Below are 18,865 nucleotides of genomic sequence, written 5' to 3'. Positions count from 1 at the left end.
GGGGGCACGACCGGTCCGGGGGCACGTCCCGACCGGCTCCGGTCAGGCCGGGGCCACGTCGCTCCGGGCCGCGTGGCCCCGGCCCGCCCGGAATCGACCAGGCCGGGGGCACGCCCCTGCCCGGATCGGTCAGGCCGGGAGGTCCGGGGCCCAGCCCAGCGGATACGCGTCCGCGCCGCCCACGGGCGCGGCCGGTTCGCCGCCCGCCGCGCTGAAGGCGGTGAGGGCGTCGATCAGCGCGGTGCGCTGCCCGGGGGCGAGGCGGGCGACGACGGCCGCGATCTCCCGGCGGCGGGCGGAGGTCACGTCCGCCACCAGCCTGGCCCCCTCCGGGGTCACCCGGAGGGCGGTCTCGCGCCGGTTGGCCGGATTGATCTGGCGTTCCACCAGACCGGCCGCGATCAGCCGGTCCACCATGCGCATCGCGGTGGACGGGTTCACGCCGAGCCGTTCGGCCAGCGCGACGAGCTTGGCCTCGCCGTGGGTGGCGAGGACGACGAGCAGCCGGAACTGGGGCAGCGTGACCCGGTCCTCGACGGCGGCCAGCGAGCGCGCGGAGACCGCGACCAGCAGCCGCGAGGCGGTGAGCACCGCGCCCGTCACCGCGTCCACGTCGTCCCGCCCCGGGGCGTCGGGGTCGTCCGGAGCGGACGGGCGTTCCTCGGCGGACTGTTCGTGCGCGGCCATGCCTCTTTGTACCGTGCGGGGACGGCGTACTCGAATCGTTCCCCGGACCGGAACCGGAGGACGTCCCGGGGGGGGGTGGGGCCCGGCAGGCTCAGTCCCTGCGGGCTCAGTTTCTGCGGGCTCAGTCCCGGCAGGCTCAGTCCCCCCTGCGGGCAAGCAGGTGGGTCTCCCGGAACTGCCGGCGGTCGGCGGGCTGCGGTGCGCGCACCGCGCGGGCCACCTCGGTCAGTCCGGCCGCCCGCAGCAGCTCCGCCAGCCGGTCGGGCCACCAGCGGTAGGCCGGGGCCACCGCGTGGTCGAAGACCTCCGTCGGGGTCGCGGCGTCGTCGGTGGCCCAGAAACCGATCAGCAGATGCCCGCCGGGGGCCAGCACCCGGTGGAACTCCGCGAGGATCGCCGGCAGCTCCCGAGGCGGGGTGTGGATGACGGACCACCGCGAGAGCACCCCGGCCAGCGAGCCGTCGGCGAGGTCGAGACCGGCCATCGACCCGGTGGTGAACCGCAGCTCCGGATGGGTGCGCCGGGCGGTCGCGATCATCTCGGCCGAGGCGTCGACCCCGCACACGTCGAGGCCGAGCCCGGCCAGGTACGCCGTGACGTCGCCCGGCCCGCAGCCCAGGTCCGCGACCCGGCCGGGTCCGCCCGCCCCCTCGGTCTCCCGGACGGCCTCGGCGAGGACGCCGAGCATGGCCCGGTCCAGCGGGCGGTCGCGCAACTGGTCGCGGAACAGCCGGGCGTAGGTGGGCGCGGCGGCGTCGTACGCCTGGCGGGTGGCGGTGAGGGCGGCGGACTCGGGCATGCCCGCGAGGGTAGCGGCCGGTACGGGCGTGCGGACGGCTGCAGTCGGAACGGAGCGGACGGATCGAGTCCGAAACGGTGTCGAACCGGTACCGAATCCGCCCCCCTTCACCATGACACCATCTTTGGACTGTGCAACGTTTGCACGGTGACCTCTGAATCCGCGCCCGCGCCCGAACCGCACCGGCCGCCCCTGCCCACCGGCTGGCGGCGCACCCTCGCCCGGCTGCCCGTCCATATGTTCCGGGCGGGGCTCGGCCCCCTGTTCCGGGGGCGGCTGCTGCTCCTGGTGCACACCGGGCGCAGTTCGGGGCTGAACCGCCGCACGGTGATCGAGGTCGTGGAGTCCGCCGCCGCCGCCGACGGGCGGCGCAGCTGGACGGTGGCGTCGGGATTCGGGCCCGGCGCCGACTGGTACCGCAATCTGCGCGGAACGCCGCAGGCAACCGTGCAGGTGGGGCGCGCCTTCCACGCGGTGACGGCCCGGTTCCTGGAGCCCGAGGAGGGCGGCGAGCTGATGGCCCGCTACGCTCCGCGCCACCCCCGCGCCGCGCGGAAGCTCAGCGCCTTCATGGGGTTCACCGTCGACGGCGGTACGGAGGACTACCGCCGGGTGGGCCGCGCGATCCCCTTCGTCCGGCTGGAGGAGAGCGCCCGCACCCCGGGCGGGCCTCGGCGGTGAGGGTGTCCGCTGCCGGAACCCGGCAGCGGACGGCCCCACCGGTGGCGGGCGCTCAGATCTCCTTGGCGGGCCAGTCCAGCAGCCGGGCCCCGATCACCGCCGTCTGGAGGGTGTAGCGGTGCATCGGATCGGAGGGGTCCGAACCGGTCAGCTGGTGTATCCGCTCCAGCCGGTAGGTGAGGGCGCGCACGCTCAGCGCCAGCCGCCGGGCCGTCTCGGCCGCCACACAGCCCGAGTCGAAGTACACCGCCAGTGTCTTCAGCAGCGGCTCGGCACCGCCCCGCGCCTCCTGGAGCGGGCCCAGTTCGCTGCGCACCAGATCGGCCATCGCCTGGCGGTCGCGGGTCAGCACGGGGTAGACGAGCAGATCGGCGGAGAACAGGACGGGGTCGTCCAGGCCCATCCGCTCGGCCAGTTCCAGCGCCTCCAGGGCCTCGTCGTACGACTGGACCACGCCGCCGGGGCCGCGGTGCGCCCGGCCCACGGCCACCCGGCCGCCGTCCGTCGCGGCGTGGGCCTGCTTGGCGAAGTAGCGCAGGACGTCGGGCTGGCTGCCGGGCGCGATGCAGATGAGCCGCCCGTCCTTGGTCGTCAGCAGGATCTTGCGCCCGCTGAAGCGGGTCAGCAGCGCCGACTCCACCTGCCGGGGCACGGCGTCCGTCTCGGTGTACGCCTCCGGGCCGGTCGCCACCGCGACGGCGTGCGCCCGGGAGAGCCGCAGCCCGAACCGGGTGGCGCGCTCGGCGAGCCGGCCCAGATCGCTGCGCCCGTACAGCAGGTCGTCGATGAACTCCCGGCGGGCCGCCTCCTCCCGGCGGACGGTCAGCCGCTGGGCCCGCTCGAACCCCTCGGCGAAGGCGTCGACGGCCTGTTCCACGGCGGCCAGCACGCTCTCGGTGGCCGCCGTGGCGGCGGCCGGGGTGGCGCCGGGGGCGGCGGCCGGCCAGGCGCTGCGGGTCTCGGCGAGGTGCATCCGGACCAGCGCGCGCAGCTGGTGCCCGGCCTCGGCGGCCTGCCGGCCCAGCGAGCGACGGGTCTCCAGCTCCTCGCGCGTGAGCCGGCGGCCGGACTCGGCCACGTCGGCCAGAATCCGGGCGTAGCCCTCCAGGAAATGGTCGGGAATCTCCGGTTCCGCCACGTACCCGCCTCCACTTCCTGTGTCGCGTAGATATTTGCACAACCCATACGGGTGAGTGCCGGTGCCCGGCATGCCGACGGGGAGCAACACTGCCGGAATCCGGCAATGCGGTTCGCGGACCCCGGATGACACGATCTCTTCAGCACCGACCGGGGGACCACGGGGGAAACACGGGGGTGCACACGGGGGATACGGGGGAAGACCCGGTCGCCGCGGGGCCGCGCACAGCGGCGTCGCGGCACCGGGGTCACCGCCGCACCCCGGACAGGGCCGGCCCGAACCGCCGGCGGATCGGCAGGGGGCGGAAACGATGCGGGAATTCCTGGACGCGGCACTGTCCTTCCCGACCGTCCTCTTCTCCGCGGCGCTGGTCGTCGTCATCGCCTTCTGGCTGCTCGTCCTCGTCGGCGCCGCCGACCACCACTCCTTCGACACCGATCTGGACACCCACGCCGCCGGGATCGGCGGGGTGCCGGTCACGCTGTCGGTCTCCGTCATGGTCGCGGTCGGCTGGTTCATCTCGCTGACCGGTGCCGTGCTGCTGCACCGCAGCGACGCCGTCGGCACCCTGCGCGCGGCCCTCGCCTGCGCGGTCCTCGCCGGGGCGCTGCTGGTCTCCTGGGCCGTGGTGCGCCTGCTCGTCCGCCACTTCCGGCGCTTCTTCCCGGATCAGCCTCCTCCCTCACGCCAGGACTTCCTGGGCCGGGTCTGCACGATCCGCACGGGCTCCGTGGGCACGGACTTCGGCCAGGCCGAGGTCGCCGCGGCCGACGGCTCGACCGCGATCGTCCAGGTGCGCCAGCTGCGGCCGGCCGACGCCGAGTTCACGTCGGGCAGCCCCGGGCTGCTCTACGCGTACGACGAGGAGGGCGAGTTCTTCTGGGTCTCGCCGTACGACCGCGCGCTCGACCCGGGCCCGCCGACGGCGGCTCCGTAACCCGGCAGCCGTCCACCGCTCCGTCCCTCCGGAGCGCCCGCCCACCGCACCGTCCGCCGTCCGGGCCCGCCCGGCGCCGGTCCGGCCTGCCCCCGGACGCCCGTCCGGGCCCCGCGCCGGCCCCTTCGACTTCTTCCGTTCCGCACCACCCAGCCGCCAAGGACTGACATGGAAGCCATCTCCTTGGGCCTCGGCCTGCTCGTCGCCGTGGTCCTGCTCATCGCGATCGCCCTGCTCCTGATCATCACCCGGCTCTTCCGGAAGGTGGAACAGGGCAAGGCGCTGATCATCTCCAAGACGAAGAAGGTCGACGTGACCTTCACGGGCGCCGTCGTCCTGCCGGTGCTGCACAAGGCCGAGTCGATGGACATCTCGGTCAAGACGATCGAGATCCGCCGCACCGGGCGCGAGGGGCTGATCTGCCAGGACAACATCCGCGCGGACATCCACATCACGTTCTTCGTCCGGGTCAACAAGACCGTCGAGGACGTCATCAAGGTCGCGCAGGCCATCGGCACCGAGCGGGCCAGCGACAAGGTCGCCATCCAGGAGTTCTTCGCCGCGAAGTTCTCCGAGGCGCTGAAGACGGTCGGCAAGCAGCTGGACTTCGTCGACCTCTACACCAAGCGCGAGGAGTTCCGGGACCGGATCATCCGGGTCATCGGCACCGACCTGAACGGCTACCACCTCGACGACGCCGCGATCGACTTCCTGGAGCAGACGCCGATGGCCCAGCTCGACGGCGCCAACATCCTCGACGCCCAGGGCATCCGGAAGATCACCGAGCTGACGGCCATCGAGCACGTGCGGACCAACGAGTTCCAGCGCACCGAGCAGAAGGAGATCACCCGCCAGGACGTGGACGCCCGCGAGACGATCCTGGAGCTGGAGCGCCGGCAGGCCGAGGCCGAGATCAAGCAGCGCCGCGAGGTCGAGACGCTGCGGGCCCGCGAGGAGGCCGTGACCGCCCGGGTCCAGGAGGAGGAGCGCCTGGGGGCCCAGGCCGCGTTCATCAGGACCGAGGAGCAGCTCGGCATCCAGCGGGAGAACCAGGCCCGGGAGATCGCCGTCGCGCAGAAGAACCGCGAGCGGGTCATCGCGGTGGAGAACGAGCGCATCGAGAAGGACCGGCTGATCGAGGTCATCAGCCGTGAGCGGGAGACCGAGCTGAACCGGATCGCCGCGACGAAGGAGGTCGAGGCGGAGCGCCGCGAGGTCGCCGATGTGATCCGCGAGCGCATCGCGGTGGACCGCACGGTCGCCGAGCAGGAGGAGTCCATCAAGACGCTGCGGTCCGTCGAGGAGTCGGAGCGCACCCGCAAGTCGGTCATCATCGCCGCCGAGGCGGAGGCCCAGGAGCAGTTGGTCAAGGACATCAAGGCGGCCGAGGCCGCCGAGGCCGCGGCGACCCACCGGGCCGCCGAGCAGTTGACGCTCGCCGAGGCCCGGCTGAAGACCGCGGACCTGGACGCGCAGGCGAAGCTGCGGCTGGCCGAGGGCATCCGGGCCGAGACGGCGGCGCCCGGACTCGCGGACGTGCAGGTGCGCGACGCGGCGGCCGAGGTCATCGAGAAGACCGGTCTCGCCGAGGCCGAGGCCGCGTCCGCACGGCTGCGGGCCGAGGCGGAGGGGGCCAGGCTCAAGGCGCTCGCCACGGCCGAGGGCACCCAGGCGCAGGCGGCAGCCGACGCGGCGATGATCGGCGAGAAGCTGAAGGCCGAGGCGGCGGGGCTGACGGAGAAGGCGGCCGCGATGGCGGCGCTGGACGACGCCTCGCGGGTGCACGAGGAGTACCGCCTGCGGCTGGCCGCCGAGAAGGAGATCCGGCTCGCCGGCCTGGAGGTCCAGCGGCAGGTCGCCGAGGCCCAGGCGACGGTCCTGGCCACCGGACTGGAGAACGCCGACATCGACATCGTCGGCGGAGAGTCGGTCTTCTTCGACCGGCTGGTCTCGTCCATCTCGATGGGCAAGAGCCTGGACGGTTTCGTCGCGAACTCCGAGACGGCGAAGACGCTGGCCGGACCGTGGCTGGACGGCAGCGCGTCCTTCACGGACGACCTGACCCGGGTGCTCTCCTCGGTGACCTCGGGGGATGTACGGAACCTCACGGTGTCGTCCCTGCTCATGCGGATGATGCAGTCGCCGGGTGCGGGCGTCGGCGCGGACCAGGTCCGTCAACTGCTGGACCACGCACGCTCGCTGGGGCTCGCCGACGTTCCCGTCACGGAGCTGGTGCCGCCCTCCCGCAACGGCGCGCCGGTCGCGTAGCCCCGCGCTCGTACCGGTACGCACCCCCACGACCGTGACTGTTTCACGTGAAACGGTCACGGCCCCCGGGCCCGGCCCCACCCGGCCGGACCCGCCACCGGGCGCCCCGCTCGCTCGACGCCCCCGTGAGGAGACCCGCATGAACACCGTGACCCCGCCCCCCGCCGGGCCGGAGGCCGGGGCCTACGACGTGCTCAGGCGGCGGCTCGGCGCCCAGGCCGCAGAGCTGGTGCGCCGGGCCGAGGCGCTCAACGCCCGCCGGACCGAGGAGTTCGGCTCGACCGGGCTACGCCTGCTCGGGAGCGAACAGATCCGCACCGAGCGGCCCTCGGTCCCCCGCGATCTCGTCGCCGTCGGCGGCCGGCTGCTCTTCGGTTTCGAGCGGGGCCCGGGGCAGCGCGGGGAGCCGGCCGTCGACGAGGTGCTCGCCCTGTACGGGGCGGATCTCGCGCCCGGCACCGGGGGCCCGCTCACGGACGAGGCGTTCGTCCGCGAGTTCCACGGGCTGCACCGGTACTTCCGCGACGCGCGGCTGCTGCGGCTGCGCCGGACCGAGGGCCGGCTGCTGGCCGTCTTCCGCACCGGCGAGAGCGCCGAGGACATCCGGGTGCTGCGCTGGGCCCTGACCGCGGACGGCTCGCCGGGCGCGTTCCTGGACGCCCGGGGCGAGCGCGACCACGTGTTCCCGCCGCAGCACGACGTCACCTGGATCACGGCGGGCCGGGAGGCCCATGTGGCGGGGCGGCATCCGCACATCGCCATCGGCGGGGAGCCCCGGCTGTTCGTCGACACGCTGAACGGCCACCTCACCGTCAAGACCGTCAACGACACCGAGACCCCCGACGGGATCTACCGGGAGCCGGTCGCGGAACCGCTCCAGTCCCTGGCCGACGCCGAGGTCGAGTACGCGGAGCTGGGCCCGCTGGTGCTGCTGCGGATCCGCCCCTACAAGGAGGAGACGCGCCGCCATTTCGTCTTCAACTCCCTGCTGGGCACGGTCGTCCGGCTCGACGGCATCGGCCCGGCCTGCCACCGGCTCCCCGAGGACCAGGGCCTGATCTTCCCCGGCGGCTACTACCTGACCTCCGGGACCGCGAAGACCTTCGACATCGCGCGCCCGCTCACCGACCCCGTCTTCGAGGGGGCCGTGCGCTCCCCCAACGGCGAGGACGTCCTGTACGCCTTCCGCTCGCGGGAGGACGGCCGCGCCCTGCTGCTTCCGTACAACCTGATCCGCCAGGAGGTCGCGACCCCGCTCCAGGGCCGGGGCCACGGTCTGCTCGACGACGGCACGCTGGTGCTGCTGCGGGAGCCGGTGGAGGGCGCGGACGGCGGTGCGGCCCGGGTGCATCCGGTACAGCGCTGGCGGACGCCGTTCGTCTCCGACACCCATGCCGCCTCCCGCCCGGCCGGGGCGGGCCCGCTGGCCCGCATCGGCAACGCGGACCTGGTGCGCGGGATCTCGGACTGCCTGGCGCTCGCGCACGGGGCCGCCGCGACCACCCCGACCGTCGCGGTCTACGAACGGCTGGTCGCGGACTGCTCCCGGGCCACCGACCGCTACCACTGGCTCGACGACGAGGCGCTCGGCGCGCTGGGCGAGCCGCTGGCCGAACTGAGCGGGACCGCTCGCCAGGTGCTGGCCGAGTTCGCCTCCGTGCAGGAGGAGACCCGGCGGGCCGCCGAGGCCGTCGAGGAGACGGCCGAGCGGATCACCGCACTGGTGCGCACGGTGCGCGGCGAGGCCCCGCGCACGGCCGCCGAGTGGGTCGGCCGGCTGACCGATCTGCGCGGCGCCTACGGCCACCTGGCGACGCTCTCGGAGATGCGGTACGCCGACACCGAGCGGATCGCCGGGCTCACCGCGAGCACGGCGGAGGACATCGAGGCGGCGGGCCGGCGTGCGGTGGCGTTCCTGTCGGGCCCCGACGCCTTCAGCGGCTACCACGAGGACGTCGCCCGGCTCACCGAGGAGGCCGCCGGTCTCGCCACCGTCACCGACGCCGCCGCGCTCGGCGAGCGGCTGGCGGCGATGACGGACGGCCTGGGCACGGTGACCGAGGTGGTCGCCGGTCTCGACATCGGCGACGGCGTCGTCCGCACCTCGATCCTGGAGCGGATCGCGGAGGTGCTGGGCGGTGTCAACCGCGCCCGCGCCATGCTCGACCACCGCCGCGGGGAGCTGCTGGACCGGGAGGGCCGGGCCGGGTTCGCCGCCGAGTCCGCGCTGCTGGGGCAGGCCGTCACGGCCGCGCTGGCCGCCTCGGACACCCCGGACGCCTGCGCGGACCAGCTCGCCCGGCTGCTGCTCCAGCTGGAGAACCTGGAGGCGCGGTTCGCTGAGTTCGATGACTTCCTGGCCGAGCTGGCCGAGCGCCGCACCGAGGTGTACGAGGTGTTCTCGGCCCGTCGCCAGACCCTCGCGGACGAGCTGGCCCGCCGCACCGAACGCCTGGCCGGTTCGGCGCACCGGGTCCTGGAGACCATCGCGCGCCGCAGCGTGGCGCTGGCCGACGCGGACGCCGTCCACACCTACTTCGCCTCCGACCCGATGGTCGCCAAGGTCCGCCGCACATCGGGCGAACTGCGCGAACTCGGCGACACCGTACGGGCCGAGGAACTGGACGGGCAGCTGCTGGCCGCCCGTCAGGAGGCGGTGCGCGCGCTGCGCGACCGGGGCGAGCTGTACGCGGACGGCGGGGCGACCATCCGGCTGGGCCGGCACCGCTTCGCGGTCAATACCCAGCCGTTCGAGCTGACGCTGGTGCCGCAGGGCGACGGGCTCGCGTTCGCCGTGACCGGCACCGACTACCGGATGCCCGTCACCGACCCGGAGTTCGCCGCCACCCGGCCGTACTGGCAGCAGACGCTGCCCTCGGAGTCGCCGGACGTCTACCGGGGCGAGCACCTGGCCGCCCGGCTGCTCGCGGAGCACGGCGCGGACCGGCTGGCCGCGCTGGCGGAGGACGAGCTGGCCGCGCTGGTGCGGGAGTCGGCCGCCGCCGCGTACGACGAGGGGTACCAGCGCGGGGTCCACGACGAGGACGCGACCGCGATCCTGACCGCCCTGCTGGAGCTGTACCCCGGGGCGGGCCTGCTGCGCTGCCCGCCCGCCGTCCGCGCCGCCGCCCAGCTCTTCTGGGCGTACGGGACCGACGAGGCGCGGCGCGTCTCGTGGACCCGCCGGGCCCGCTCGCTGGCCCGTGCCCGGGAGACGTTCGGGCTGTCGGGGGCGGTGGACGCGCTCCGGGAGGAGTGGGCGGCGGCGATCGCGGAGGACGCGACGCGGGCCGGCACCGCCGCGGAGCCGGGGGCCGTGGCCGCGTACCTCTTCGAGGAGCTGACCGGCGGTCCGGAGGGCTTCGTCACGGCGGCCGGGGTCCGCGCCTTCCTGGACACGTTCCGCCGGACGACCGGGACCCCGGCGTACGACGAGGACCTGGCCGCGCTCGCGGACGATCTGCCGGCCCGCCGCCAACTGGTGGAGGGGTGGCTCGGCGCGTACGCCGCGTCGAGCGGCGGCGAGCCCGACGCGGGTCTGCTCGCGGAGGCGGTGGCCGTCGAGCTGTGCCCCGAGCCGGTGCTCGCCCGCTACGAGAGCGACGCGCGGCTGACCGCGCGCGTGGACGGGCTGCTCGGGGTCCATCCGCGTATCGACCGCGGCACGCTGACCGTGCGCATCGACGAACTGCTGGCCCGCACCGAACGGTTCCGCGCCGAGACCGTCCCCGGCTTCCGCGCCTACCAGCGGCGGCGCACCGCCCTGGTGGACGCCGAGCGCGCCCGGCTGCGGCTGGAGGACCACCGGCCGCGCGTGATGTCGGCGTTCGTCCGCAACCAGCTCCTCGACGAGGTGTACCTCCCGCTGATCGGCGACAGCCTCGCCAAGCAGCTCGGCACCGCCGACGCCGGCCGGCGCACGGACTCGCAGGGGCTGCTGCTGCTCGTCTCACCGCCCGGCTACGGCAAGACGACGCTCATGGAGTACGTCGCCGACCGGCTGGGCCTCGTCCTGGTCCGGGTCAGCGGTCCGAACCTGGGACACGACGTGACCTCGCTCGACCCGGCGCGGGCGGGCAGCGCCACCGCGCGCCAGGAGGTCGAGAAGATCAACTTCGCGCTGGAGGCGGGCAACAACACCCTGCTCTACCTGGACGACATCCAGCACACCTCGCCGGAACTGCTCCAGAAGTTCATCCCGCTGTGCGACGCCACCCGCCGGATCGAGGGCGTCGGCAACGGCGAACCGCGCACCTACGACCTGCGGGGCAAGCGCTTCGCGGTCTGCATGGCGGGCAATCCGTACACCGAGTCGGGCGCGCGCTTCCAGGTCCCCGACATGCTGGCCAACCGGGCCGACGTCTGGAACCTCGGCGACGTGCTGAGCGGACGCGAGGACGTCTTCGCGCTGAGCTTCGTCGAGAACGCCCTGACCGCCAACCCGGTCCTGGCCCCGCTCGCCGGGCGCCCGCGCGCCGACCTCGCGCTGCTGCTGCGGCTGGCCTCGGGCGATCCGGCCGCCCGCGCCGACCGCCTCGAACACCCCTGCACTCCGGCCGAGGTGGAGCGGATCACCGCCGTGCTGCGCCATCTGCTGACGGCCCGGGACACGGTGCTCACGGTCAACGCCGCGTACATCGCCTCGGCCGCCCGGACCGACGCCACCCGCACCGAACCGCCGTTCCGGCTCCAGGGTTCGTACCGCAACATGAACCGGATCGCCGAGCGGATCATGCCCGTGATGAACGACGCGGAACTGAACGCCGTGATCGAGGACCACTACGCGGGCGAGGCCCAGACGCTCACCTCCGGCACCGAGGCGGCACTGCTGAAACTGGCCGCGCTGCGCGGCACGCTCGATGCCGCACAGGCCGCACGCTGGGCCGCCGTCACCGCCTCGTACGTCCGCACCCAGGCGCTCGGCGGGCCCGAGGGCGATCCGATGACCCGGGCGGTGGCCGCACTCGGCCTCCTCGCGGACCGGATCGCGGCCGTGGAGAGCGCCATCGGCCGGGCCGCCGACCCGCGCAGGCCGCTCACGCACCCGACGGCCCCGGCGCCCCCGGCGCCCCCGGCGCCCCCGACACCCGCAGTCCACTGACCCCACCCGCCACGCGAAAGGATCAGGGCATGCTGGGACACGTGCCTCCACTTCCGCAGCAGCCCCAACGTTCCTCGTTCTCCGGCCACATGGTCGTCTGCGGCGACGACGCGCTCGCCCAGCGCCTCGCGGTCGAGCTGCGGTACGTCTACGGGGAGCGGGTCACGCTGGTCGTGCCGCCGGAGCCCGGCCGGACGGCCCGGCCGGAGCTGCCGCTGACCGGACGCGGCCGGGCCGCCGCGCTGTTCGGCCGGATGTCGTCCGCGATGAGCCGCACCGGCGGCCTCGGCAACGGCGGCGGGAACGGGGACGACGACACCAACGCCGGGGTGGAGGCGGTCAGGGTCCTCCAGGCCGCGGAGCCGTCCGACGAGGTCTTCGAGGAGGCCGGGGTCGACTCGGCCGCCGCGCTGGCCCTGGTCTACGACGACGACGAGCGCAACATCCGGGCCGCGCTCACCGCCCGCCGGCTCAACCCCCGCGTCCGGCTGGTGATCCGGCTCTACAACCGCAAGCTCGGCCAGCATCTGGAGAACCTCCTCGACCAGGCCGCCGCCGTCGCCTCCCCCGGGATCGACCAGACCGCTCTGGACGCCTCCACCACCGTCCTGTCCGACGCGGACACCGCCGCGCCCGCCCTGGCGGCGACCGCGCTCGCCGGTTCCAGCAAGGTCATCCAGGCAGAGGGGCTGCTGCTGAGGGCCGCCGAGCGCACCCCGCCGCCCGGCGGCCAGGTCGCCGACCCCGGGCTCTGCACGCTGGCACTGCTCTCCTCCACCACCCACGACCCGGCCGGCTCCGAAGGCTCGGACAGCAGCGGCGACGAGGGGCCCCAACTGCTGCCGGACCAGGCGCAGGTGGCCGCCGCCACCGGACGCGGGACGATCGTCCTGGAAGCGGTCAGCCAGGCCGGGGCATCCACCGGACGGCGCCGGATGCGGGGCCGGGGCGCGCCCCTGAGCCAGGTGTTCTCGCGCCGGCTGCGCTGGTCCGCGCTGGGGGTGGGCACGGCCGTGCTGGGCCTCGCCGTGGCGTCCACGTTCACCACCGGGGACGATCCGCTGCACGCCGCCTACCTCACCCTGCTCGACCTGTTCGCGATGGGCGACCCGGCGATCGGCGACCCCACCGCCCGGCAGATCATCCAACTGCTCTCCGGGGTGGCCGGGCTGATGCTGCTCCCGCTGCTGGTGGCCGGGGTGCTGGAGGCGTTCGGCTCGCTGCGGACGGCCTCGGCGCTGCGCCGGCCGCCGCGCGGGCTCTCCGGGCACGTGGTGCTGCTCGGGCTCGGCAAGATCGGCACCAGGGTCCTGGTGCAGCTGCGCGAACTGGGCATCCCCGTGGTGTGCGTGGAGGACGACCCGGGCGCGCGCGGCATCCCCGTGGCGCGCCGGCTGCACGTGCCGGTGGTCATCGGGGACGTCACCCAGGAGGGCGTCCTGGAAGCGGCGAAGATCCAGCGCTCGCGGGCGCTGCTGGCCCTGACCAGCGTGGACACCACCAATCTGGAGGCCGCGCTGTACGCGCGCTCGGTCAAGCCGGATCTGCGGGTGACGCTGCGCCTGTTCGACGACGAGTTCGCCACCGCCGTCTACCGCACCCTGCGCACCGCCCATCCGCAGGCGCTGACCCGGTCCCGCTCGGTGTCCCATCTGGCGGCGCCCTCCTTCGCCGTGGCGATGATGGGCCGGCAGATCCTGGGCGCGGTGCCGGTGGAGCGCAAGGTGATGCTGTTCGCCGCGGTCGAGGTCGCGGGGCATCCGCAGCTGGAGGGCCGGACGGTGGAGCAGGCGTTCCGCGCCGGGGCGTGGCGGGTGCTGGCCCTGGACGTGGCCCCGCCCGCCGACCGCCGCCCCGATCTGTCGCCGCCGCCACCCGGCACCGCCCAGGACTCCCCGGGCGGTCTCGTCTGGAACCTGCACCCGGGCTACGTCCTCCAGCCCACCGACCGGGTCGTCATCGCGGCGACCCGGCGCGGTCTGGCGGAACTGCTGCGCCGACGCGCCTCACTGACCCGGCGCTGACGGCGGGGTCCGGGCCCCGGAAATCGGGATGCCCGGCCGGCGTCCCGCCTCCTACGCTGCCGTCCATGGACAGTGGACCGGGGCACGGCCTACTCAACGTCGTGGACATCGAGGCCACCTGCTGGGAGGGGCAGCCGCCGCCCGGTGCGGTGAGCGAGATCATCGAGATCGGGCTGACCGTCGTGGACCTGCGGGCCGGGAAACGGCTGGCCCGCCACCGCGTCCTGGTCCGGCCCGCCCGCTCCTCCGTCAGCGCCTTCTGCACCGAGCTGACCGGGCTCACCCCGGCCGAGGTGGCCACCGGCCTCCCGTTCGCCGAGGCGTGCCGGGTGCTGGCGGCCGAGCACGGGGCCGGGGTCCGGCCCTGGGCGAGCTGGGGCGACTACGACCGCAAGCAGTTCGAGCGCCAGTGCCGCGCGACCGGCACCCCGTACCCGTTCGGCCGCCGCCACACCAACGCCAAGATCCCCTTCACCGCCGCCCACGGGCTGCGCAAGCGCCCCGGCATGGCCGAGGCGCTGCGCATCGCGGGCCTGCCCCTGGAGGGCCGCCACCACAGCGGTGCGGACGACGCGTGGAACATCGCGGCCCTGGTCCTGGACCTGGCGGCCCGCGACGCCTGGCCCCCGCCGGAGACCGACCCGGCGGAGACGTCCCCGGCCTGGACCTTCCCGACCGGGGCCTTCCCGGAGGAGCCCTCCCCGCCCGTCCTCTAGAGCAGGCCGCCCATCGCCTCCCGCACCTCCTTCAGCGTGGCCTCCGCGTGCGCGCCGGCACGGGCGTTGCCCGCCCTGAGGACGGAGCGGAGGTACCCCCTGTCGGCGGCGAGTTCGGCGCGGCGGGCCCGCATCGGGGCGAGCCGGGTGTTGACGGCCTCGGTGACGGTCCGTTTGAGCGCCGCCGCACCGCCGTTCCCGATCTCCTCGGCCACCGCGTGCGGGGTCCGGTCCAGGCAGAGGGCGGCGAGCTGGAGCAGTCCGGACACCCCGGGGCGGCGCGCGGGGTCGTAGGTGATGTGCCGTTCCGCGTCCGTGGTCGCCCTTCTGATCAGCCGGGCGGTCTCGTCCGCGTCGGCGCCGAGCGGGATGGAGTTGCCCCGGCTCTTGCTCATCTTCGTGCCGTCGGTGCCCAGCAGCAGCGGGGCCTCGGAGAGCAGCGCCTCGGGTTCCGGGAAGACCCGTCCGTACCGTTCGTTGAAGCGGCGGGCGATCGTGCGGGTGAGTTCCAGATGGGGCAGCTGGTCCTGGCCGACCGGCACCAGATTGCCCTTGCAGAAAAGGATGTCGGCCGCCTGGTGAACCGGATAGGTGTACATCAGCCCGCTGACGGATGCCTGCCGGGAGTGGGTGATCTCGTCCTTGACCGTGGGGTTGCGGCCGAGTTCGGCGACCGAGACCAGGCTGAGGAAGGGCAGCATCAGCTGGTTGAGCGCGGGGACGGCGCTGTGGTGGAAGACCACCGACCGGTCCGGGTCGATCCCGGCCGCGAGATAGTCGAGCAGCAGGCCCTCCGTGGTCTCGGTGAGCCGCTCGGCGGTGTCCCGGTCGGTGAGTACCTGGTAGTCGGCGATCAGGACGAACACCTCCACCCCGAGTTCCTGGAGCCGCACCCGGTTGTGGAGGGTGCCGAAGTAGTGGCCGAGGTGCAGCGCGCCGGTGGGCCGGTCCCCGGTCATCACCCGGAAGCGCGCGGGGTCGCGCCGGAGGCGCGCGTCGAGCGGGGCGGTGTCCGGGGCGTGGGTCGTGGTCATGATGAGGTCTCTCCTCGCGGTGGCGGATGCGGGGAGGACGGCCCTTCCGGCTCGGAGCCGTACCGGAAGAGGACACAGAAGAAGGGCCGTCCTTTCGAACGGCCCTGGTCCCGTGCTCGTGAGGTGGCCGCTCCTATGAGGAGCGCCACCAGCGACGGCAGGGGAGGAAGGTCATGGCCCCAGCATAGGGGCGGGAGCGGGGGCGTCGCGGCCGATTTCGAGGGCGGCATCCCCCGGGCGCGGGGGCGCCACCGCTACTTCTTGGCGTGCTCGCCCACGTAGAAGAGGATCCAGATGAACCCGGCGAACAGGTGCGTGGCGAAGACGTAGACGCCGACGCGCAGGGCGACGCCGCGCTCCTTCCAGCGTTCGGTACCACCGGCGGCACGGCTGTCGTCGGTGGGACGGCTCTCGTCGGCGGTGCGGGGGATGCCGTCGCCCGTCGTTCCCGTGCCGCTCATGGTCCGCCTCCGTCCGGCGGGACCGTACGGCCTCCGCCCGTCCAGGGTACGCACCGGCGGGCCGTGGGCCGGGCGGAGCGACGAGGTGCGGGGCTCACCCGACCGGGTTCTACTGGGGTGCCATGAGCGAGGCGGGCAGGAAACCGGGGCTGGGGCGGCCCACACCGTCCGATGTGTCGGCCGGGCTGGTCACGGGTCTTTTCTCCATCCCCGAGGGCATGGCCTACGCGGCGATCGGCGGTTTCAGTCCGGTCAGCGGCATCTACGCGGGCGTCGTGCCCACGATCCTCAGCTCGTTCTTCGCCCGTACCGTGCTGATGGTCACGACCCTGACCTCGGCCATCGCGCTGACCTCGCAGAGCGTGCTGTCGGGGGCGGGGCTGGACCCCGGGGACGCGGGGAACATCGCGACCGTCACCGTGCTCGCCGGGCTGGTCATGGTGGTGCTGGGGCTGCTGCGGCTCGGCGCGGTGATGAGCTTCGTCTCCAACGCCGTGATGACCGGGTTCTCGACGGGGATCGCCCTCCAGATCATCACCGGCTCGCTGGACGACGCAACCGGCTACAAGCCCCGGGGCCACAACCGCCTCACCCAGTTGGGCGACTGGCTCGTGCACGTCGGCGACTGGAAGGCGGCCACCACCCTGACCGCCCTGGTGACGGTCGCCGTCTGGGCACTGGTCCGGCTGGTGCGGCGGCTGGAACCGGTGGCGATCCTGATCGCGCTGGTCGCCGTCAGCCTCGGCGTCGGGCTGTTCTCCGTCGATGTGGAGCTGGCCCGGGACATCGCGCGCATCCCGGCCTCGCTGCCGCACTTCACCGCCCCCGACCTGTCCGCGGTCGGCACGCTGCTGCCCGGGGCCTTCGCCGTGGCGCTGGTCGCGCTCGCCCAGGCGGCCTCGATCGGCCCGACGGTCCGCAACCCCGACGGTTCGAAGTCGTCCGTGAACGGCGACTTCGTCGCCCAGGGCCTCGGCAATCTCGGCGGCGGCCTCTTCGGCGCGCTGCCCGCCGGGGGGTCGATGTCCCGGACCGGTGTCGCCGTGAGCGCCGGGGCCCGCACCCGGTGGACGGGGATCTTCGCGGGGGTGTGGCTGGCGCTGCTGGTGCTCACGCTGGGCTCGCTGGCGGAGCGGATCCCGATGCCCGTCATCGGCGGGCTGATCATCGTGATCGGCTGCGAGCTGATCTGGGGCCGCCGCGAGGACATCCTGCTGGTGGTCCGTACGTCCCCGCTGCCGGCCGCGGCCATGGTGGTCACGTTCATCGCCACCACGCAGCTCCCCCTCCAGCAGGCGATCGTGATCGGGGCGCTGCTCTCGCTGCTGCTCTACTGCGTACAGGCGGCCCGGCAGAGCGGGCTGCGCGGTCTGGAGCGCGGCCCCCGCCCCGGCAGCTGGCGGTTCACCGATCCGCCCGCCCGGATCGGGCCGGGCGAGGTGCGGGTCCTCTTCTACGGCAGGGCGAGCCTGTTCGCCGAGGCGCCCCGGATCGACGCCCAGTGGCCCGATGTGTCGCGGGCGCGCGGTTCGGCGGTCGTCCTGGCGCTGCGCACCGCCCCGGAGGTGCCGTCCTCGGCGGTGGTGAAGCTGCTGAGCCGGTACGCGCAGGAGCTGGACGCGCACGGCGGGCGGCTCTACCTGGCGGGCGTCCAGCCCCGGCTGCTGGCGGTGCTGCGGCGCACCGGGCTCGCGGCGGAGCTGGGCGACGACCGGGTGGTGCCGGCGCGGCGGGAGATCTTCGGGGCGCAGGACGAGGCGGTGGAGCGGGCCGAGCGCTGGGTGGCGGAGCGGCGCGCGGCGGGGGCGGCGGAATAGGGAGCGGGGGTGCTCCGTTGTAGGGTGTGTTCAGATAGTTCAATGTTCAACCACAAGGGCCGATCATCCGGTCGTCCCGGGTTTAGGCCACAGCGGCGAGCACCAAGGAGGCGGGCGCCATGCAGTTCGGGATCTTCACCGTCGGAGACGTCACCACCGACCCGACGACCGGGCGGACCCCCACCGAGAACGAGCGGATCAAGGCGACCCTGGCCATCGCGCAGAAGGCCGAGGAGGTCGGGCTCGACGTCTTCGCGACCGGCGAGCACCACAACCCGCCGTTCGTCCCCTCCTCGCCGACCACCACCCTCGGCTACATCGCCGCCCGCACCGAGCGCCTGATCCTCTCCACCTCGACGACGCTGATCACCACCAATGATCCGGTGAAGATCGCCGAGGACTACGCCACGCTCCAGCACCTCGCGGACGGCCGCGTCGATCTGATGATGGGCCGCGGCAACACCGGACCGGTCTACCCCTGGTTCGGCAAGGACATCCGCCAGGGCATTCCGCTCGCCATCGAGAACTACGCCCTGCTGCACCGGCTGTGGCGCGAGGACGTCGTCGACTGGGAGGGCAAGTTCCGCACGCCGCTCCAGTCCTTCACAGCGACCCCGCGCCCGCTGGACGGCGTCCCGCCGTTCGTCTGGCACGGCTCGATCCGCTCCCCGGAGATCGCCGAACAGGCCGCGTACTACGGCGACGGCTTCTTCCACAACAACATCTTCTGGCCCATGGAGCACACGAAGAAGATGGTCCAGCTCTACCGGCAGCGCTACGCGCACTACGGCCACGGCACGGCCGAGCAGGCGATCGTCGGCCTCGGCGGCCAGGTGTTCATGCGCAAGAACTCGCAGGACGCGGTCCGGGAGTTCCGTCCCTACTTCGACAACGCCCCGGTCTACGGGCACGGCCCCTCGATGGAGGACTTCACCCGGCAGACCCCGCTGACCGTCGGCTCCCCGCAGGAGGTCATCGAGCGGACGCTGTCCTTCCGGGACGCCGTGGGCGACTACCAGCGCCAGCTGTTCCTGATGGACCACGCCGGGCTGCCGCTCAAGACGGTCCTGGAACAGCTCGACCTGCTGGGCGAGGAGGTCGTCCCGGTGCTGCGCAAGGAGTTCGCCGCCCTGCGGCCGGCCGGGGTCCCCGAGTCCGCCCCGCTCCACCCGGCCGTCGCCACCACCCCGAAGGAGAGCTGA

At 73.9% G+C, this 18,865-nt stretch carries 13 protein-coding genes; 8 read left to right on the top strand and 5 right to left on the bottom strand.

The features are described from left to right. Positions 1-129 precede the first annotated feature (129 nt). On the bottom strand, positions 130-687 hold the full coding sequence (locus tag ACWCXC_RS03330; RefSeq protein ID WP_450886293.1) for a MarR family winged helix-turn-helix transcriptional regulator: 558 nt from the start codon (positions 685-687) through the stop codon (positions 130-132). A 136-nt stretch (positions 688-823) separates the two neighbouring features. After that, positions 824-1,486, bottom strand: coding sequence for a methyltransferase domain-containing protein (locus tag ACWCXC_RS03325; protein WP_450681417.1), 663 nt, complete (start codon positions 1,484-1,486; stop codon positions 824-826). A 147-nt stretch (positions 1,487-1,633) separates the two neighbouring features. On the opposite strand from ACWCXC_RS03325, the gene ACWCXC_RS03320 reads away from it, so the two are divergent. Then, positions 1,634-2,167, top strand: coding sequence for a nitroreductase family deazaflavin-dependent oxidoreductase (locus tag ACWCXC_RS03320; protein WP_450681416.1), 534 nt, complete (start codon positions 1,634-1,636; stop codon positions 2,165-2,167). 52 nt (positions 2,168-2,219) lie between these two features. Here the strand turns inward: ACWCXC_RS03320 and ACWCXC_RS03315 are convergent, their stop codons facing one another. Beyond that, positions 2,220-3,305, bottom strand: coding sequence for a PucR family transcriptional regulator (locus tag ACWCXC_RS03315; protein ID WP_450681415.1), 1,086 nt, complete (start codon positions 3,303-3,305; stop codon positions 2,220-2,222). Positions 3,306-3,615: 310 nt separating this feature from the next. Between ACWCXC_RS03315 and ACWCXC_RS03310 the strand changes: the two genes are divergently transcribed. The 5 genes from ACWCXC_RS03310 to ACWCXC_RS03290 all read left to right on the top strand — a co-directional run bounded on the left by ACWCXC_RS03310 (position 3,616) and on the right by ACWCXC_RS03290 (position 14,351). After that, positions 3,616-4,242 (top strand): hypothetical protein, encoded by a 627-nt coding sequence (locus ACWCXC_RS03310; RefSeq protein ID WP_450681414.1) that lies wholly within the window; start codon positions 3,616-3,618, stop codon positions 4,240-4,242. A 168-nt stretch (positions 4,243-4,410) separates the two neighbouring features. After that, positions 4,411-6,510 carry a flotillin family protein gene (locus ACWCXC_RS03305; protein WP_450886290.1) on the top strand — a complete coding sequence of 700 codons (2,100 nt, stop codon included), beginning with the start codon at positions 4,411-4,413 and terminating at the stop codon, positions 6,508-6,510. 139 nt (positions 6,511-6,649) lie between these two features. Further along, positions 6,650-11,611 carry a DNA repair ATPase gene (locus ACWCXC_RS03300; RefSeq protein WP_450886288.1) on the top strand — a complete coding sequence of 1,654 codons (4,962 nt, stop codon included), beginning with the start codon at positions 6,650-6,652 and terminating at the stop codon, positions 11,609-11,611. A 29-nt stretch (positions 11,612-11,640) separates the two neighbouring features. Next, on the top strand, positions 11,641-13,635 hold the full coding sequence (locus ACWCXC_RS03295) for an NAD-binding protein (protein WP_450886286.1): 1,995 nt from the start codon (positions 11,641-11,643) through the stop codon (positions 13,633-13,635). A gap of 65 nt (positions 13,636-13,700) precedes the next feature. Further along, on the top strand, positions 13,701-14,351 hold the full coding sequence (locus ACWCXC_RS03290; RefSeq protein ID WP_450886284.1) for an exonuclease domain-containing protein: 651 nt from the start codon (positions 13,701-13,703) through the stop codon (positions 14,349-14,351). Here the strand turns inward: ACWCXC_RS03290 and trpS are convergent. Together trpS and ACWCXC_RS03280 are read right to left on the bottom strand one after the other, a co-directional pair. Continuing rightward, positions 14,348-15,385, bottom strand: coding sequence for a tryptophan--tRNA ligase (trpS, locus tag ACWCXC_RS03285; protein WP_450886282.1), 1,038 nt, complete (start codon positions 15,383-15,385; stop codon positions 14,348-14,350). The two genes, ACWCXC_RS03290 and trpS, sit on opposite strands and share 4 nt — an antisense overlap. Before the next feature lie 254 nt (positions 15,386-15,639). Next, positions 15,640-15,816 carry a DUF6126 family protein gene (locus tag ACWCXC_RS03280; RefSeq protein WP_450886407.1) on the bottom strand — a complete coding sequence of 59 codons (177 nt, stop codon included), beginning with the start codon at positions 15,814-15,816 and terminating at the stop codon, positions 15,640-15,642. A gap of 152 nt (positions 15,817-15,968) precedes the next feature. On the opposite strand from ACWCXC_RS03280, the gene ACWCXC_RS03275 reads away from it, so the two are divergent. Together ACWCXC_RS03275 and ACWCXC_RS03270 are read left to right on the top strand one after the other, a co-directional pair. Continuing rightward, complete coding sequence (locus ACWCXC_RS03275; protein ID WP_450886280.1) at positions 15,969-17,663, top strand: SulP family inorganic anion transporter; 1,695 nt, start codon at positions 15,969-15,971, stop codon at positions 17,661-17,663. 119 nt (positions 17,664-17,782) lie between these two features. Beyond that, a complete protein-coding gene (locus tag ACWCXC_RS03270) occupies positions 17,783-18,865 on the top strand; it encodes an LLM class flavin-dependent oxidoreductase (RefSeq protein ID WP_450681408.1) in 1,083 nt (360 codons plus the stop codon).

The sequence above is a fragment of the Streptomyces sp. NPDC001515 genome, assembly GCF_053597115.1.
The sequence above is the reverse complement of the archived record's forward strand: the minus strand, read 5'-3'. Positions and strand labels throughout refer to the sequence as shown.

Bases quoted from the DNA above. Each gene is read 5' to 3' on its own strand.
- ACWCXC_RS03295 (WP_450886286.1), top strand. From the start codon at position 11,641: ATGCTGGGACACGTGCCTCCACTTCCGCAGCAGCCCCAACGTTCCTCG.
- ACWCXC_RS03330 (WP_450886293.1), bottom strand. From the start codon at position 687: ATGGCCGCGCACGAACAGTCCGCCGAGGAACGCCCGTCCGCTCCGGAC.
- ACWCXC_RS03300 (WP_450886288.1), top strand. From the start codon at position 6,650: ATGAACACCGTGACCCCGCCCCCCGCCGGGCCGGAGGCCGGGGCCTAC.
- ACWCXC_RS03275 (WP_450886280.1), top strand. From the start codon at position 15,969: ATGAGCGAGGCGGGCAGGAAACCGGGGCTGGGGCGGCCCACACCGTCC.
- ACWCXC_RS03270 (WP_450681408.1), top strand. From the start codon at position 17,783: ATGCAGTTCGGGATCTTCACCGTCGGAGACGTCACCACCGACCCGACG.
- ACWCXC_RS03305 (WP_450886290.1), top strand. From the start codon at position 4,411: ATGGAAGCCATCTCCTTGGGCCTCGGCCTGCTCGTCGCCGTGGTCCTG.
- ACWCXC_RS03325 (WP_450681417.1), bottom strand. From the start codon at position 1,486: ATGCCCGAGTCCGCCGCCCTCACCGCCACCCGCCAGGCGTACGACGCC.
- ACWCXC_RS03290 (WP_450886284.1), top strand. From the start codon at position 13,701: ATGGACAGTGGACCGGGGCACGGCCTACTCAACGTCGTGGACATCGAG.
- ACWCXC_RS03310 (WP_450681414.1), top strand. From the start codon at position 3,616: ATGCGGGAATTCCTGGACGCGGCACTGTCCTTCCCGACCGTCCTCTTC.
- trpS (WP_450886282.1), bottom strand. From the start codon at position 15,385: ATGACCACGACCCACGCCCCGGACACCGCCCCGCTCGACGCGCGCCTC.